Annotated in this window: 15 protein-coding genes; 5 read left to right on the top strand and 10 right to left on the bottom strand. The window is 42.9% G+C overall.

Annotated features, from left to right (window positions below; genetic code table 11):
• Window positions 1-29: 29 nt before the first annotated feature.
• The 3 genes from FU659_RS03455 to FU659_RS03445 all read right to left on the bottom strand — a co-directional run bounded on the left by FU659_RS03455 (window position 30) and on the right by FU659_RS03445 (window position 3,239).
• Window positions 30-1,346: an ABC transporter substrate-binding protein gene (locus FU659_RS03455; protein WP_147946259.1), complete on the bottom strand. Its 1,317-nt coding sequence runs from the start codon at window positions 1,344-1,346 to the stop codon at window positions 30-32.
• 172 nt (window positions 1,347-1,518) lie between these two features.
• Window positions 1,519-2,355, bottom strand: a complete 837-nt coding sequence (locus FU659_RS03450) for a carbohydrate ABC transporter permease (RefSeq protein ID WP_147946258.1) — start codon at window positions 2,353-2,355, stop codon at window positions 1,519-1,521.
• The gene (locus tag FU659_RS03445) at window positions 2,355-3,239 is read right to left on the bottom strand and encodes a carbohydrate ABC transporter permease (protein ID WP_147946257.1); all 885 of its coding nucleotides are present in this window, start codon (window positions 3,237-3,239) and stop codon (window positions 2,355-2,357) included. Before FU659_RS03445 ends, FU659_RS03450 begins: the two co-directional genes overlap by 1 nt.
• Before the next feature lie 173 nt (window positions 3,240-3,412).
• Between FU659_RS03445 and FU659_RS03440 the strand changes: the two genes are divergently transcribed.
• Genes FU659_RS03440 through FU659_RS03425 form a run of 4 tightly spaced genes read left to right on the top strand, consistent with a single transcriptional unit; the run spans window position 3,413 to window position 8,397 of the window.
• Window positions 3,413-5,221 carry a cache domain-containing sensor histidine kinase gene (locus FU659_RS03440; RefSeq protein WP_187273872.1) on the top strand — a complete coding sequence of 603 codons (1,809 nt, stop codon included), beginning with the start codon at window positions 3,413-3,415 and terminating at the stop codon, window positions 5,219-5,221.
• The gene (locus FU659_RS03435) at window positions 5,218-6,846 is read left to right on the top strand and encodes a response regulator (RefSeq protein ID WP_147946255.1); all 1,629 of its coding nucleotides are present in this window, start codon (window positions 5,218-5,220) and stop codon (window positions 6,844-6,846) included. The genes FU659_RS03440 and FU659_RS03435 overlap by 4 nt, the downstream gene beginning before the upstream one ends.
• Before the next feature lie 52 nt (window positions 6,847-6,898).
• Window positions 6,899-7,330: a hypothetical protein gene (locus tag FU659_RS03430; RefSeq protein ID WP_147946254.1), complete on the top strand. Its 432-nt coding sequence runs from the start codon at window positions 6,899-6,901 to the stop codon at window positions 7,328-7,330.
• Entirely contained in the window at window positions 7,330-8,397 is a 1,068-nt protein-coding gene (locus FU659_RS03425) for a phosphodiester glycosidase family protein (RefSeq protein ID WP_147946253.1), read from the top strand. The genes FU659_RS03430 and FU659_RS03425 overlap by 1 nt, the downstream gene beginning before the upstream one ends.
• A 282-nt stretch (window positions 8,398-8,679) precedes the next feature.
• Here the strand turns inward: FU659_RS03425 and FU659_RS03420 are convergent, their stop codons facing one another.
• Both FU659_RS03420 and trmL read right to left on the bottom strand, forming a co-directional pair.
• Window positions 8,680-8,934: an AbrB/MazE/SpoVT family DNA-binding domain-containing protein gene (locus tag FU659_RS03420; protein WP_147946289.1), complete on the bottom strand. Its 255-nt coding sequence runs from the start codon at window positions 8,932-8,934 to the stop codon at window positions 8,680-8,682.
• A 183-nt stretch (window positions 8,935-9,117) separates the two neighbouring features.
• Window positions 9,118-9,582, bottom strand: a complete 465-nt coding sequence (trmL, locus tag FU659_RS03415; protein ID WP_147946288.1) for a tRNA (uridine(34)/cytosine(34)/5-carboxymethylaminomethyluridine(34)-2'-O)-methyltransferase TrmL — start codon at window positions 9,580-9,582, stop codon at window positions 9,118-9,120.
• A gap of 144 nt (window positions 9,583-9,726) precedes the next feature.
• Between trmL and FU659_RS03410 the strand changes: the two genes are divergently transcribed.
• On the top strand, window positions 9,727-10,440 hold the full coding sequence (locus tag FU659_RS03410; protein ID WP_147946252.1) for a response regulator transcription factor: 714 nt from the start codon (window positions 9,727-9,729) through the stop codon (window positions 10,438-10,440).
• A gap of 373 nt (window positions 10,441-10,813) precedes the next feature.
• On the opposite strand, the gene nrdF is transcribed toward FU659_RS03410, so the two are convergent.
• The 5 genes from nrdF to FU659_RS03385 form a co-directional block, all read right to left on the bottom strand.
• Window positions 10,814-11,800: a class 1b ribonucleoside-diphosphate reductase subunit beta gene (gene nrdF / locus FU659_RS03405; protein ID WP_147946251.1), complete on the bottom strand. Its 987-nt coding sequence runs from the start codon at window positions 11,798-11,800 to the stop codon at window positions 10,814-10,816.
• 22 nt (window positions 11,801-11,822) lie between these two features.
• Window positions 11,823-13,907: a class 1b ribonucleoside-diphosphate reductase subunit alpha gene (gene nrdE, locus FU659_RS03400; protein WP_147946250.1), complete on the bottom strand. Its 2,085-nt coding sequence runs from the start codon at window positions 13,905-13,907 to the stop codon at window positions 11,823-11,825.
• Window positions 13,894-14,253: a class Ib ribonucleoside-diphosphate reductase assembly flavoprotein NrdI gene (gene nrdI / locus FU659_RS03395; RefSeq protein ID WP_147946287.1), complete on the bottom strand. Its 360-nt coding sequence runs from the start codon at window positions 14,251-14,253 to the stop codon at window positions 13,894-13,896. The genes nrdE and nrdI overlap by 14 nt, the downstream gene beginning before the upstream one ends.
• Before the next feature lie 595 nt (window positions 14,254-14,848).
• Window positions 14,849-15,937, bottom strand: a complete 1,089-nt coding sequence (gene serC, locus FU659_RS03390; RefSeq protein ID WP_147946249.1) for a 3-phosphoserine/phosphohydroxythreonine transaminase — start codon at window positions 15,935-15,937, stop codon at window positions 14,849-14,851.
• Window positions 15,938-16,051: 114 nt separating this feature from the next.
• Window positions 16,052-16,576: a mismatch-specific DNA-glycosylase gene (locus tag FU659_RS03385; RefSeq protein ID WP_147946248.1), complete on the bottom strand. Its 525-nt coding sequence runs from the start codon at window positions 16,574-16,576 to the stop codon at window positions 16,052-16,054.
• Window positions 16,577-16,613 lie beyond the last annotated feature (37 nt).

Below are 16,613 nucleotides of genomic sequence, written 5' to 3'. Positions count from 1 at the left end.
CTGAGGCTTTGTTACAGCTGATTAGGGAGTTACTTCTTAAGGCTATCCCACGTTTTCTGGAATTCATCCAGCATTTGGTCCTTCGTATACTTTTTCGCAACATAACCTTGCATAATGTCACCGAATTTTTTACTGGAAGCTTCGCCACCTGGGAATTTAAACCAGTTCCAGCTCAATGTTTTGTTGTCTTTGCTGTATTTGATAATATCAGCAGCTAACGGTCCAAGTACTTTTTCATCAGCAGGAATCGTAGTGAACGCTGGGATGAATTTGAATTCTTCTGTGATATATTTCTTACCGATATCTGAACTTACCATCCAGTTCAGGAATTTCTTCGCTTCATCTTTCACAGCAGAGTTTTTGTTGATAACCCAGTTATTCGGTACGCCAACGAAAAGTTTGTCATTTGCAGTGGCATCATCGCTAATAGGCATTGGCAAGAAACCGATTTTGATATCTGGATTTGTCTTGGAGATTTGTACTTGCGTCCAGTTACCTTGTTGTGTCATAGCCGCTTTACCTGTTGCAAAGTCAGTTACTTGCGTATTGTAGTCTGTTTGCAGCGGGTTTTTGTTGCCGTATTTCAACTGTAGATCAAATAGATTGGCCCATTTGTTAAATACTTCGTTACCCGGAATTTTCGCAGTTCCTTTGTTCAAACCATCAATGAACGCATTTGGATCTGGTTGGTAAGCGAACGGCAAGTTGACGAAATGGTTGCCAAGCACCCACCATTCTCCATATCCTGTTTCGAAAGGAGTAACACCGCTATCTTGCAGTTTTTTTGCTGCTGCTTCAAGCTGTGAGTACGTTTTTGGCAGCTCAGTAATGCCTGCTTTAGTAAACAAATCTTTATTGTAAATGAAACCGTAACCTTCCAAGTTCAACGGTTGGCCATACAATTTACCATTTTTGGTCATTGGCTCTTTGGAAACCGCTACAAGATCTTTTACCCATGGTTGATCGGATAGATCTTCCAAGTTGTCGATCCATTTATCCAGATCCGAGAAACCGCCATTGTTGAAAATATCCGGTTTGTCGCCCGAGTTAAACTTCGCCAGTAATGCTGCGCCGTAATCCGCGCCACCGCCAACGGTGTCCACTTGAATTTTCACGTTTGGATTCAATTTTTGGTATTCCGCCACCAATTTCCCTAATTGATCTGCGATCTCTACTTTAAATTGAAACATTTTAATGGTAACTGGCTTACCAGCAGCAGGTGCTGCTGTTGTTCCAGTTGAAGCTGCCGGAGCCGGACTTGCTGTATTGTCTTTTTTAGCGCACCCTGCTGCTACCATCGATAAAGTAAGCACAGCAGCCATACTGATCATCGTCATTTTTTTCATAAAAGTAAAGCCTCCCTTTTTATCAACATCTATTGCTTGCTCTGACAACGAACATGTTGAATTTGCTTGTTTGTTATCAGCTTATACCTTTATTGTAAACACTTACTTCTTACTGGAACACAGATAATATTGAACATAAAAGTGGAATATCTTGAACATATTAGAAATTTTGTTAACCTTTTACTGAACCTGCTGTAATTCCTTCCACAATATGCCTTTGCATGGCCAAGAAGAAAAGCACGATCGGCAATACCCCAAGTGTTAAGCCAGCAAGAGCTAGATCCCACTGTTTCGTATATTGGCCAAAGAATGAAAATGTAGCAAGCGGAATTGTTCTTAGATCCGGATTATTTAAGACTAGAGAAGGCAGCAAGTAATCGTTCCATATCCACAAGCTGTTCAGAATAATAATCGTTGTTGACATCGGCTTAAGAAGCGGGAAAACGATTCTCCAGAACACACCATAAGGTGAACAACCGTCTACCGTCGCCGATTCTTCAATTTCAAGCGGAATCGACTTGATAAATCCGTGATACAAGAAAACATTCAGTGAAACTCCGAATCCGAAATAACAAACGACGAGACCCAGCTTGCTGTCCATGAGTCCGACTTGGCTCGCAACACGCACCAACGGAATCATTATCGATTGAAAAGGAATAACCATGGCAGCAACGAATGCAAGAAAGACGAGATTATTGAATTTACTTGCTTTGCGCACCATTCGGTAAGAAGCCATTGAGCTGATGATCACAAGTCCAAGATTACTAAGAATGGTTATGATCAAAGAGTTCATAAAAGCCGTAGGGAACTTCATGATCGTCCATACTTTCGTATAGTTTTCCAAGTATAAGGCTTTCGGCAACTTAGCCGTATTAGCGGCAAGTTCCGGGAATGTCTTGAGCGAGTTAACGACAACGAAATAAAATGGAACCAGGAATAAAAGTGCTATCACGATACCTAGTACTTCTAGCGTAAACAAACGTGCTGTATATTTTTTGGCGGTTTCCATTAGACTTCAACCTCCTTGCGTTTCGTGTACATGACTTGGATGGTCGAAATAATGGCAACGACAATAAAGAAGATAAATGCTTTCGCTGTTCCCAGACCATAACGATTGTTGCGGAACGCTTCTTGATAAATGTTAATAGCAAGCGATTCTGTGGAGTTGAAAGGGCCTCCGCGAGTTAAGGAGAAGTTCAAGTCAAACATTTTGAATGACCAAGAAATGGTTAGGAAAAGACAAACCGTAACAGCCGGCATAATGAGTGGAATAATAATGCTTCGCAGCACTTGCGTACGGCTTGCACCGTCAATATAAGCAGCTTCTATCATATCCTTAGGAACATTAGACAAGGCCGCAATATAGATAATCATGAGATATCCGGCGCCTTGCCACACACTAACGATCACGATCGCCCAGAATGAGGTAGTCGCATCCCCTAGCCATGGAAGCTCGAAGAAACCAATATGCGTCAGGCTCCCCAATGTAGCAAAGCCTTTAACAAAAATGAACTGCCAGATGAAACCAAGCAACAGCCCGCCAATTACATTGGGCATGAAAAAGATCGTACGCAGCACATTGCGGCTTTTCAAAGCTTGCGTCAGCAGTAAGGCAAGTAAAAAACCAACTAAATTGGTAAGTATGACGTTTGTAACGGTCATACGAGTTGTGAACCAGAATGCATTCCGGTAATCTTGGTCTTCAAATAAAATGTGTTTGAAATTATCCAATCCATTGAACTTTACGTTTGTGGTAACGCCGTTCCATTCAGTAAATGAATAATAAATGCTCATGAAAAAAGGAATGAGGACGATCAGGGTAAAGAAGATAAGTGCAGGGCCAACGAAGACCCATTGCTGCATAACGCCTGAGATCCCTTTGTTTGTTTTCATGGGAATATTCCCCCTTACGAATATGTAACTGATTTTATTTAGTATAAATCTCTTATTGCTTATGAAACACTGAATATCGTGACCCATTAGGTGGAATTTGTTGACCTCTCCTGCTACAATGTAGGGGAAAAACTAATAGGAAACCGAGTTGATGTAGCTTGATCCGCAATAGCATGCGCAATAAATTAATTCTCTTTCTACTTGTTGCAACATTGGTTCCTTTTATTACTTCTATAGTGGTTTCTTATTATTTCACGAAACAAAGAGTGACGGAAGACACCATTACGAACAACACAGCACTCATTTCTCAGGCCAAAACGAATTTACTCAATTACTTGAATAGCGTTGTTCAGACCTCCTTGACCATTTATACAGGGCAGCATCTGAGTGAAACCGGACAACTATACGATATTTTGCAAAGGGAGAAGGATATTGATTACATCAATGAGAGAGTGATTTACAATGGCCTTCAGGTCATGTCTCATTCCGTTAAGGAAATTAAACAAATTTACCTTTATTCAAACGTCAGCAACCTTTCTTTTTTAACGGTGAATGACTTTACGCCACCGAGTAGGATCGGCAAATATGAACGTCTATATCCTTTTCCTGATCACAAAACCGTTTATTTCGAAACAACCCATCAAAGTTCCAGCTATGGCTTCCCGCTTAATGTTTATTCTGCACCTACACCTGTCCTATCTATGCATCGCAAAATTATGTACTCACCCAATAACACATCTATTGGTGAACTGATCATCGACTTGCAGCTCGATCTTATTTCGGCCATTTCGCAAAGCTTGTATACACATGATCAAGAAGAACTATATATATTGGATGAAAATGGTCATATCGTTTTTGGTCCTGACGCAGCCAAATGGGGTCAACCACTTCAAGACAACTGGGGCGATGAAGCTATACACAGCCTGACTGACGGGAACTACGAGTGGACCAAAGGCGATTACGCGGGAATGAATGTTTATGCCAAAATGCAAACCGACTATGTGAATTGGACGATTGTCAAACGTCTGCCCTATGAACAATTAACCAAAAATGCTCGTCAATTAACATTGATTAACTCTTTTGTCTTGACTCTTTTTCTTCTCATCGTCATTGCCGGAACCGTATATATCAGTATTCGTTTTACAGCGCCAATTAAACAACTCATTCGTTACATCACTCGCATTCAGACTGGTCAAATTCAAGCCGGACAGAAGAATGCTGATATTGAGCTCGCCCGAACGGATGAAATGGGCATTCTTGCCAATCGGTTTCATAGTCTTATGCAGGATCTCAATCAAATGGTGATGCGCGAGTACCGCTTAGAGCTTGCGAATAAATCCAATCAACTCATGGCCCTGCAAGCTCAAATTAATCCGCACTTCTTGAATAATGCACTACAATCCATTGGTACACTAGCCTTGCAGCATGATGCGCCGAAAATCTATGGATTGATTTCATCTCTTGCCAAAATGATGCATTACAGCATGAATACGAACGAGTCCGTTGTCCCTTTAAGCAAAGAAATCGATCACATTAAAGCGTATCTGGAGCTGCAAAAACAGCGATTTGAGCACCAATTCGAGATCATCTATGATATCGAGGCTAGCACGAAGTCCGTCTCCATACCAAAAATGATTCTTCAGCCGCTTGTCGAAAATTATTTTAAACATGGCTTTAAACCTAGCCTATCGACGGGCTTACTCCATCTTCGCGCGACGAAAATTATAGAGGGCGGTCAGCCCTTTTTAATTCTCGAGATAGAAGATAACGGAATTGGGCTAACAGAGGAGCGTATGCGAGAAGTCAGAGGACGTCTGCATGCTCCCTCTATATCGGATCATGGCTGCATTGGGCTCAGTAATGTTCTTACCCGCGTACAATTATATTTCACAGATCAGGCAACATTAGAGCTCGAACATGCCAACCCACACGGACTGCGAATTGTGATTCACATTCCTATGGAGAAGGGAACCAACGAATGAAAGTATTAATTGTCGATGATGAGAAACATGTGAGGGATGCCATACGTCTACTTGTTAACTGGCAGCAGTTTGGTATCAGCACGATTTTGGAGGCTCAAGACGGTGAGGAAGCGATTAAGGCCATTCAACAAGAGCATCCGGCTATTATAATGACCGATATGATGATGCCCATTATGAATGGCGTTAAATTATTGGAATGGCTGCAAACCCATGCCCCGGATACGAAAACAATCGTCATCAGCGGACATGACGACTTCTCGCTGCTCCGCCATACTTTGAAGTTCGGAGGAACCGACTATATCCTGAAGCCCGTTGATCCCGATCAATTAAATGAAGCACTGGATAAAGCGATTCAGGCTTGGAACAAGGACGAAGAAACACGCCAAACCAATCGTGAGCTGAATATGGAAATGAACCAAATAAAACCTGTTTATTGGGACAAGTTGCTTTCTAACCTCATCGCTGAACCGTCCGCCTATGATTATTCAGCTGAGCAGATGGAGAGAGAATTGGGTCTGTCCAGGCAAGTGAATGAATGCCGCGTTGCTATCCTTTCCATGGATACGATGGAACGCAGCTTGAAAAACAAATTCAGTCATAATCTGGATCTTCTGCTATTTTCCCTCATTAATATTTGTAATGAGTTTCTCATTAGCGATCAGCGCGGTTACGCCTTCCGTCATTGGAACAGCGATAATGAGATTGTGCTGCTTCTATGGAAAGATCAGCCTGGAGCAGAGGCGCTTCTTACGAAAATTAATGAAGGAATGCGTACTACGCTGCGAAGTCGTGTTGATTTTGGCATCGGTAGCTCTCATCTTTTTCCTATGGATTTGCCTGTTTCTTATCAAGAAGCTAGGAACGCCCTTAGACAGCGAAATTTGTTAGCCAAAGATACTTGGATACACAGAAATCAGAAACCAATTTCATCATCGCAGCTGGTTCTTACGTTCAGCCGTTATGAAGAGCAGATTCATCTGGCTATCCGCAGCGGCAGCATGGATAAGATTCAAGAAGCTGTTAAACAGTGGATTGATGCGGTTAAACAAAGCGAATCCATCACCTTGGAACAGCTCGACCATTGGTGGAGAGAGTATAGTGTGATGAAACGCCGTTGGGTGCAGCAGTTCTTCTCCAACAAAAGTGAGGAAGAGATTAAACAAATGCTGCTTGATGAACCTTCCAGTTTAATCGTTCCGCTGGACGAGTACGGCATCCTTTCTCTGTCACTTTGGCAGCAGGAACTCACTAGGAGTATGCTCCACTTGTCTAAACGTTTGCTGGAGCATCAACAGAAGGATAAAAATGTTATTTTCGAAATTTCTGCTTACTTAGAAAAAAACTATCACGAAGATATCACGCTTCAAGATATTGCCAATCGGTTTTATTTGAGCCGTGAATATATTTCGCGAAAGTTCAAACAGGAGTTCGAGGTCAATCTGTCCGACTATTTAGGGCAAATTCGCATGAACAAAGCAAAGGTTCTGCTCCGCAATCCTCATCTTCGCATTTCTCAAGTCGCAGAAATGGTCGGATATCAGGATGAGAAATATTTCAGCAAAGTTTTCAAGAAGCAAGAAGGCATCTCCCCCAATGAATATCGAAAAACAGCGAATTCTATCTAAATGACTGTAAAAAATATGGAATATGCTATACTAATAGACAGAGGTGATTTTCATGAACATGCCCATTGAGACGACGACTGCGAATTCTTTCCCTCGGACTTCGAAGACTGCCAAGGTAAGGAAGAAGACGTATGTGATCTTGTTTGTGGGTTGGGTCATGCTGATCGCAATCGGAGTGACAGCGGCAATGTTGTACACTGAGCATTTGAAACAAGAAATAGCAACCGATATCGCACAGCAAACCCAGCAACAACTGCAAGTCATTCAACAGGATTATCAAAAGCAAGTAACGCAATTGAAAGACAGTGTCACAACCGACATGAAAGCTCTTCAGACCAAAGTCGATTCGCTCAACGAATTGCTGGCATTTACGAAGGATAGCGCCAACAGCAAAACGGATAATAGCAATCAGCTCTATACGCAGCTTGCCGATGTCAAGAAAAAGTTGGATGAGCTGCAAAAGAATTTGGATGTGTTAAAGTAATGACAGCTATTCAACAAATCAATCGCGTCTTTTTACTGGCCTGTGCTCCCTTTCTGGGGATGCTCATTTGGCTGCTGTTCGTAACGGCCAATGTACATATTGCGCCTTGGACGACTGAGGCTTCAGTGCCCATTTCATTTCAACAAGATACCACGCTGCTGAACGCCAAACTAACCAAAGCAAATAGTGATGCCATTCAGACCAAGTCCATCATTCAGCAATACTTCGATTTATATGAGAAGAGTACCGCACAGGTCACAGCACTGCTCCAGAACACCGCGGCGCAAGCTGCGAAACCAAGCATGATCTATGATGCGCGCATTACAGCTAAGCTTGGAAGCCCTATTAAAACTGCCTCTTCCGGCAATATTGATTTAAAATTATTTTCATTGAATGAAAGCAACTACAAAGGATATGCTCTTAAAGTAAACCTGAAAAGTGACAAAGCGATAAAGCTGGTACTCGGTAAAGATAAAATAGGCTCGAGCGAATCCACTTTAGATGCTGCAGCGCGTTATGGCGCTGTAGCCGGCGTGAATGCAGGCGGCTTTGCCGATGACAATAAGGGCAAGCGATATCCACTCGATACGACGATTATGAACGGAAAATATGTGAATGGTTTCTTTCCCACCAATAATGATACGACTTTCATTGGTTTGAACAAAGACCGTAAGCTGATTGGCGGCAAGTTCAGCTCTCAGTCAGAGCTTGATAAGCTGAATCCCTTAATGGGTTCCACTTTTGTTCCTGTCCTATTGAAGAATGGCAGCAAGATGTCCATACCGTATCAGTGGCAGAGTTCACCGGCAAGAGCAGCGCGAACGATTATGGCTAACTACAAACATGATCAATTATTGTTTATTGTCACAGACGGTTACGATGAGAGTGGAAATTCCGGAGCAACCCTTGCTGAACTGCAAGATAAGCTGCAGCAACTAGGTGTTGTAGATGCGTATAACCTTGATGGTGGAGGCTCTTCCACCTTAGTCATGAATGGCAGCGTCATTAATCGTCCATCGGATGGTAAGCTTAGACCGCTTGCTACCCACTTTTTATTCTTTAAGTAATCCAAATTATTCACACTTTATTCGTTTCTTTTTTCATTATGGTTGGGTATAATAAGCTTTAACTATGTGTATTTACGTTCTTTAACCCTATAGGAGGTGCAGCAATGTTTGGTTTATCAACAACATTTTGGCTCGTCAACACAGTTTTTGTATTATTTATCGTCGCCATGATGACGGCTTCCTATAACGAAGATAAGACAAAAGGACTGTAAATGTGGTAAACAAAAAAGCATCGGCTTTCTCTAAAGAGAAGCCGATGCTTTTTTGTTTATCTTCCGCTTATTAGGCTCTAGCTTTCAGCAAGTTCATTTCTGCTACGCAAACACCACAGATATACCGATCTTTGAATTCACTGACACTTTCCATACTTCCACAGAACACACATTTGGGACGATATCTCTCCAATATAATGTGGTCACCCTGCACCAAAATTTCTACAGGATCACCTTCATTCATTTGGTATCGCTTTCTCAGCGATTTAGGCAGCACAATGCGTCCCAATTGATCGACTTTACGAACTACCCCGGCTGGCTTCATCATAGGACTTCACCTCTCTTCCGCTCACATTTCTATGCTTTTTAGGCCTAATCCAGCATATCTGAACGGACTAATATCGTAGTTATTCGCCGTGATTTTAAAAAATCCTTCTAATAAGAAGCTGAAACTTTCTTTTCCTGTCAAATCGTGCAGATATGGCCTAAATACACCTAATTGCTTCCTTTAATCAAGTCCCACAAACCCTGTTTGCCGCAAGCCTTCGTACAGCATAATTGCTGCGGAGTTCGATAAATTCAAGGAACGGACCGCATCGGACATCGGTAATCGCAGCAGTGTCTCCGGATGCTGACGTAATAATTCCTCAGGCAGACCTTTGGTCTCTTTGCCAAATACGAAGAAATCCCCATCTTGGAATGTAAAATCTGTGTAACGTTTGTCCGCCTTTGTCGTGGCGAAAAAAAAGCGGTGCCCTTGATACGCCTCTAATACCTCTTCAAACGAGTCATGGTATTCTAGCTTAACGGAATGCCAGTAATCCAAACCAGCTCGTTTGAGCGTCTTGTCATCGGTTTGAAAGCCTAGTGGTCTAACCAAATGCAGATAGGTTCCGGTTGCAGCGCAAGTTCTTGATATGTTCCCTGTATTGGCGGGAATTTCTGGTTCAACTAATACAATATGAAAAGCCATTGTTGTCATGCTCACCTCATTCTCTATCCTATTATAAGCCAAAAAGGATTGCAATTTTACACAGGGTTAACTTTATCTTAATATGTCGATGATAGAGTCTTGTCATAATAGAGTTATCCTTCGATAAAAGGAGCCAACCGACTAATGAAAAAAAAGATTCTTGTTGTAGATGACGAACCTTCCATTTCCATGCTTATAGAGTTTAACCTGAAGCTCGTGGGCTTTGAGGTACACTGCGTTTTCGACGGCGAAGCCGTGTTCGATGCTATCCAAACATTTCGTCCTGATTTAATCGTTCTTGATTTGATGCTGCCCAAAATGGACGGCTTCCAAGTATGCCGCAAACTAAGAAACCAAAACAACCTCGTCCCTATAATTATGCTGACTGCCATGCAGGACCTCACGGATAAAATTGCTGGACTCGATAACGGTGCCGACGACTATATGACGAAACCATTCTCTCCGCAAGAACTTATTTCCCGGATTCAGGCTATCATGCGCCGCATTCAGACTCTACCTTCCTTAACAGAGAATGCAGCCATTACCATTGGCCAAATTGCCATAAAAGCCGATCAACGCGAAGTCATGGTCAATGGTTCCCCGATCGAGCTTACTCCGAAAGAATTCGAACTTCTGCTCTTCCTCTGCAAGCACCGCGGCAAAGTGCTGAGCAGACAGCAGCTTTTGCATGGCGTATGGGACTATCACTTCCTTGGCGATACCCGTATCGTCGATGTGCATATCTCACATTTGCGAGATAAAATTGAGAACAATGCTCGGAATCCAGAGTATATCATGACCATCCGTAATGTTGGCTACAAATTAACGGAGCCAGTCGTAAAGGAATCCCTCGCTTAAAGTAAAGGCTGTCCGACAAGTCGCTTCTGACCTGTCAGACAGTCTCTTTGCGTATTTGCAAGCTATTTACTGGCAAACATGAGAAAACCACCTGAAAATCCTGAGGATCCATCTGTAAGCACGTTTCTCAGCGTTATAGTGGAGTTGTTGCTTTGACTGACTGCTGTAACACTGAAAAACAGTGTTATCTTTCTAGACATACCGTTATCGGAGCCATTTCCTATCCCATGATTACGTTCATTGCCTGACTCCTCGTATTAACAAAAAAATAAGGATTAAGCTCTCGCTTAACCCAAACCAAACATTAAATTCTTATCTCAAAAGAAAGGACCCGACGAATCGCTAGGTCCTTTGTGTATCGCAGCCATCGAACTTAATCACCGAATAAAAAATCATCATCCGTCAGCGCTTCAACATGAATCGTGCGCACATACCCATTTCCCTTTTTCGAGAAAAAGTCATGCTGCTTCGTCTTCGTGCTCAACCCGTTAAGTACAATCGGATTAATGTCCTCATCTTCAAATATCGGCTCCACGCCGAGATTCATAAATGCTTTATTGGCATTGTAGCGCAGGAAAGCCTTCACTTCTTCTGCAAGTCCAAGAGTGCCGTATAAACTTTCCGTGTAACGTTCCTCATTGGCATGAAGCTCTCTGAGCAAGGCACATAACGTTGTATAGGCCTCTTCTTGTTCAGCTGCACTTAGCTCAGCATAGACCTCTTGCGCCAGTACACCGATATATAGACCATGAATACTCTCATCCCGCAAAATCAGATCAATAATTTCTCCACTGCTCGTCATCTTCCCTTGTCCGGCCAAATAAAGCGGGTAATAGAAACCGCTATAAAACAAGTAGCTTTCCAACAAAACGGATGCAGCCATAGCCAGATATAGCTCTTTTGGCGTACCGATGTTTTCATAGTAGTGTGAGATCTTCGATGCCTTGAATTGCAAGTAAGGATTACGTTCTACCCAAAGGAAGAGTTCATTAATTTCCTCTGTCGTAGACAACGTAGTGAAAATGCTGCTGTAGGACTTGGCATGAATCTGCTCCATCATCCCCATAAAACTAAGCACGGCTTTGCGTTGAAGTCCCTCTACATGTTCAAGAATTTTCGGCATCCCAACGCCGCCTTGCATCGTATCAAGCAGCGTAAGACCGCCAAGCACTTTCATGTAAAGCTCGCGTTCTGCGCCACTAAGCGTGATCCAGGACATTTTATCATCAGACAACGGAATTTCCTCGTCTGTCCAGAATTGCATAATATTTTGATTCCAGAAAGTGATGGTGAAATCATCATCAGGACGATTCCAGTTCACAGCTTTCTTGGCATGATTGATCGTGGTAGCCGTACTCATCTCTGTTCAATCCCCTTCCAAATTACACCGAGCAGCTGACGCATTCCTCAACGGATAGCTGATTTGTTCGCGTGTAGTAGAGCGATTTAAGTCCTTTATGTGCGGCATAGAGGTATAATTTAGCCAGCTGTCTCGTCGAAACATCGCTGTTTACGTGTAAAATGGTTGAAATCCCTTGATCCACATGGGTTTGAATTTCGGCAATAAGATCCAGAATCTTAAATTGGTCCATTTGATACGCAGATTTATAATAAAAGAAGTTTTCACGTTCCATGAAAGGCATCGGGTAATAGGTTGTTGAGTTCGCGTAGGTACGTGTCTCAATCGGTTCCACAATCGGCATTACACTTGAAGTCGCATTCTGTATGTACGAAATGCTTTGCGTTGGAGCAACAGCTAAACGATAAGCGTGGTACAAGCCATGTTTGCGAACATTTTCTTTTAATTCGTTCCAGTCGCTTGGCGATGGAATTGGCATGCCTTCAAACAGCGACTTTACCTTATCCGTAAGCGGCCGGTAATCCGTTTCGGTATATCGATTGAAATAGGCTCCGGTCGCATATTCCGAAAGCTCAAAACCATCAAAGGTTTCACCCTTGGCTTTAGCAATCTCCATGCTCTGTTCAATCGAATAGTAGTTCATTGCCATAAAGAACGTTCGGGCAAAATCTTTGGCTTCGTCGCTCTCATAGCTAATTTTGTTCTTGGATAAATAGCCGTGTAGATTCATAACCCCCAGGCCGACGGAATGCAGCTCACGGTTCGCCTTGGCAACACCCGGCGCATTGCTGATCGTTGTCATATCACTGACAGCCGTTAGAGCGATCATACCTTCATGAACGGTCTCTCTCAGCTTCTTACGATCCATGACATTGGCAATGTTCATAGAAGCCAGGTTGCAACTTATATCTCTAAGGATTAGATCATCTTGACCATAATCATTAATTTCGGAAGTTTCTTGCAGTTGGAAAATCTCTGTGCACAGATTGGACATCTTAATGGTGCCAATCCCTTTCAAAGCGTGATCTTTATTCGCGTTCGTGCGGTTCATCATATATGGATAACCGGACTCCAGCTGGGTTGTCGCAATTTTGACCAGCATATCACGTGCACTCATAACCACTTTCTTCTTTACCTTCGGATTAGCCAGAAGCTCATCGTACATCTCATCGAGATTGATATCATCCAAATGCTTGCCATAGGCTTGAAGAACCGTGTAAGGAGCAAATACGTGCAATGGCTTATTCTCTTCGGCCAATTTATAAAATTTGTTCGGAACAATCAGCCCAATCGATAAGGTTTTCAAACGGGATTTTTCATCCGCGTTAATTTTTTTACTGTCAAGGAACTCCATAACGTCCCAGCCGAAAATATTGTAGTAAGCAGCTCCGGAGCCCTTGCGTTGACCCATTTGATCCGCATAGGAAAAAGCATCTTCCATCAATTTCAGAACAGGCATAATGCCTTTGGCCGCGTTCTCGACACCTTTGATCGATTCTCCGCGTCCGCGAAGCTTAGACAAGTTCACAGCGACACCGCCGCCAATTTTGGAAAGCTGCATGCACGTAGCCAGTACGTAGTTAATGGAGTTGAGCGAGTCGTCCATCTCCAGCAAGAAACAAGAAACCATTTCGCCTCTGCGACTTTTGCCGGCATTCAGAAATGTTGGTGTCGCTGGTTGCAAACGTTGTTCCATCATAGAGACAGCTAGTACACGTGCTGTTGCCGCATCACCGCGTCCCAAGTATAGGGCAACAATGGCTACACGGTCAGCGAAATGTTCCAAGTACAAAGATTTATCATCACTGCGTAACGCGTAATCGGTATAAAATTTGGAAGCTGCCATGTAGGATGCGAACTTGAATTCATTATCGTGTGCAACTTGATAAACATCTTCTACTTCAGCGGGTGTGTAGTGCTCATAGACGTTCTCGTAGTAGTTATGATCGATCATATAACGAACCTTCGAAGAGGTATCGGGGAAAGTAAGACTGTTCTTGTGGACTTCCTGCATAAACACGTCAACGGCTTCTTTATCCTTCTCTAATTGAAAAAAGCCATCCGCTCCGCGTTGCATTAATAAGTTATTAAGCTCAATGTGCCGCAATTGCATGTACCTCCTGAACAAAACGTTCTACGTCATTTTTGGTGCCGGACAGTTCAAACTTCGTTAACACTGGCACATCGTACAACTCAGAAATCGTATCTGCGCTTTTGGCAAAGCCGTCACCCCAATTACGATTTCCACTTGCTGCCACTCCGATGAGTTGAGAGGAATTCGTTTCTAGGAAAGAAGCGACCTTCGCTGGAATTTGACCAAAACCAGTTGTATAAGTAACAAGCACGAAAGGCTCGTCCATCTTCATTGCATCTTCGATCTGAACGGCAGGCATTTTAAGCTTAGCAATAAACCTGCGAACATTCCCAGTCTTTGAGTCATAGGCAATCAACATAGGTTTCATCTACCAACTTTCTCTCTATTTCTCTATCTTGTATGGCTTATGTCAACATCTATGCATGTCACAAATAAAAATGACGCTCTCGGTACAACCAAAACCGAAGACGCCAACATTCTTTCTTACAAAACCAGCCGAATTTCGAGTGCCCGTATTCGCTCAAAACCAGCATGAATACGGCACTTTTGCCTCCTAATTCCATAGGAGGCAGCCGAGTATCTATCACATGCGTGTACGCTTTTTATCACGATATGTAGTTGATAGATTCAAATTTATATCAATATATTGTGTTTGTCAACGAGTAAAAACCGACAAATCTACCCCTTAAATGCCTAAACCTAGATAGGACGCGGGTCGGGGGCTGTATAAAATTTTTTTTATAATTAAACTTGAAATTGTTGATTTGTCGAATATTGGATTCTAGCATTAGCCTGTTAAAAACAAGAGTCAGCGCTACCCAAATCAGCCTCTTTGAACGCTCCCAGAGAGCATCTAAGGACCCTAAAAGCGAAGAAGTTGCCCTTATGCCTAACGAACAAAAAAGCTATCCATGGGCACATGAGGGTGCCATGAATAGCTGCAGATAAATTTCTTAACCGTTGCGTTTTTGAAAGTCATTCATGAAATCGGCCAAAGCTTTGCAGGAAGCATAAGGAACAGCATTATAGGTTGAGGCGCGTAAGCCACCGACACTGCGATGTCCTTTTAAACCAACAAAACCGTTTTGTTCGGTTTCCTTGATGAATTTCTTTTCCAGCTCTTCGTCCTGTAAACGGAACGTAATATTCATCATCGAGCGGCTGCCTGGGTCAACAGGCCCGCGATAAAAGCCACCGCTTTGATCAATTGCCTGATAGATCAAGCCCGATTTCTCGATGTTGTTTTTCTCGATAACGGCTAGTCCGCCTTGCTCTTGAATCCATTTCAACACCAGATTCACCATATAGATGGAATACACTGGTGGAGTATTGTACAAGGAATTGTTTTTGCCATGAATTTCGTAACGAAGCATCGTTGGAATCGTCTTAGGCAGATCTTGCAACAGATCTTCTTTGACAATAACAACAGTTACTCCTGATGGCCCTAGATTTTTCTGTGCGCCTGCATAGATCATGCCGAATTTCGAAACATCCACAGGACGACTCAAAATATCGCTGGACATATCTCCGATTAGCGGCACATTGCCTGTATCCGGGAAGCTTTGGAATTGCGCGCCTTCAATCGTTTCATTCGAAGTCACGTGAAGGTAAGCGGATTCCGGGTGAATGTTAATTTCGCTTAAGTCCGGAATTTTCATGAATTTTTGTTCTTTGGAGCTGGCTGCAATAGCAACTTCACCAAAAAGGCCTGCTTCTTGTATCGCTTTTTCGGCCCAAGCGCCTGTAAGCACATAGCTGCCTACTTTACCTGGCTTCAAAAAATTAAGCGGGATCATTGCAAACTGTGTGCTTGCGCCACCTTGCAAGAATTGAATTTGATAGCCGTCAGGGATACTGAAAATCTGTTTAAGCAATTGCTGCGTTTCGTTATGTACTTGCTCATATTCCGCGCTGCGGTGAGAAATTTCCATAATCGACATGCCGATTCCCTTGAATTCGACAAGCTCTTCTTGTGCTTTCTTTAAAACCTCGAGCGGTAAAGCCGCAGGCCCTGCGTTAAAGTTATAGGCCCTATTTCCCATGAGTGACCACACCTTTGCTTGTTGTATTATGGCTATGATAGCAATATTCTCCCCTTGCAGCAAGTAAAACCTCTGTGAACAACAAGGTGATCCGTTAATCGAGAAGCACTATATTCATCCATTTCCCTCCGTCTCGACATACATCTTTATCCCTTTATAGATAGCTACCATTTCTTCAAGCTTCATTCTGACAAGACCACTGGATGAGGGAGCTACATATTCAATAAGGCCCGGCAGAACAGGATCATCTTGAACGCCCCAGTTTATCCCTTTTCGACCACTGTACTGCTCATAGACACCTTTTCCTACAAAGCAAACGACTCTAGGTCGATATACCTGTATCTTTTCTTTTAAAATAATGCGACCCACACGGTATTCGTTCGGCGTGATTTCAGCAGCTGTTAATGTAGGTCGTGATACGATATTCGTAAATCCATAACCTAGCTGCAGCAAGTCCCCGTCTTCTTCAGGCTTATACAGGCGCGGCGTTAATTCGGTTTGGAACAAAATACGATAGAAGCGGTTGCTCGGATTCGCATAATGATGCCCGGTCTCACCTGAGCGAATGCTCGGGTTGTAGCCCACAAACAGGATACGTAAGTTAGGTTTTAGATGATCCGAAATGGCATGTAATTCCAATTCCCCCACTCCTTCTTAACATATTCGTTACGAGTTG

The sequence above is a fragment of the Paenibacillus sp. N3.4 genome (assembly GCF_008017805.1).
GTDB lineage: Bacteria > Bacillota > Bacilli > Paenibacillales > NBRC-103111 > Paenibacillus_E.
This window is presented reverse-complemented; position numbering and strand designations above follow the sequence as displayed.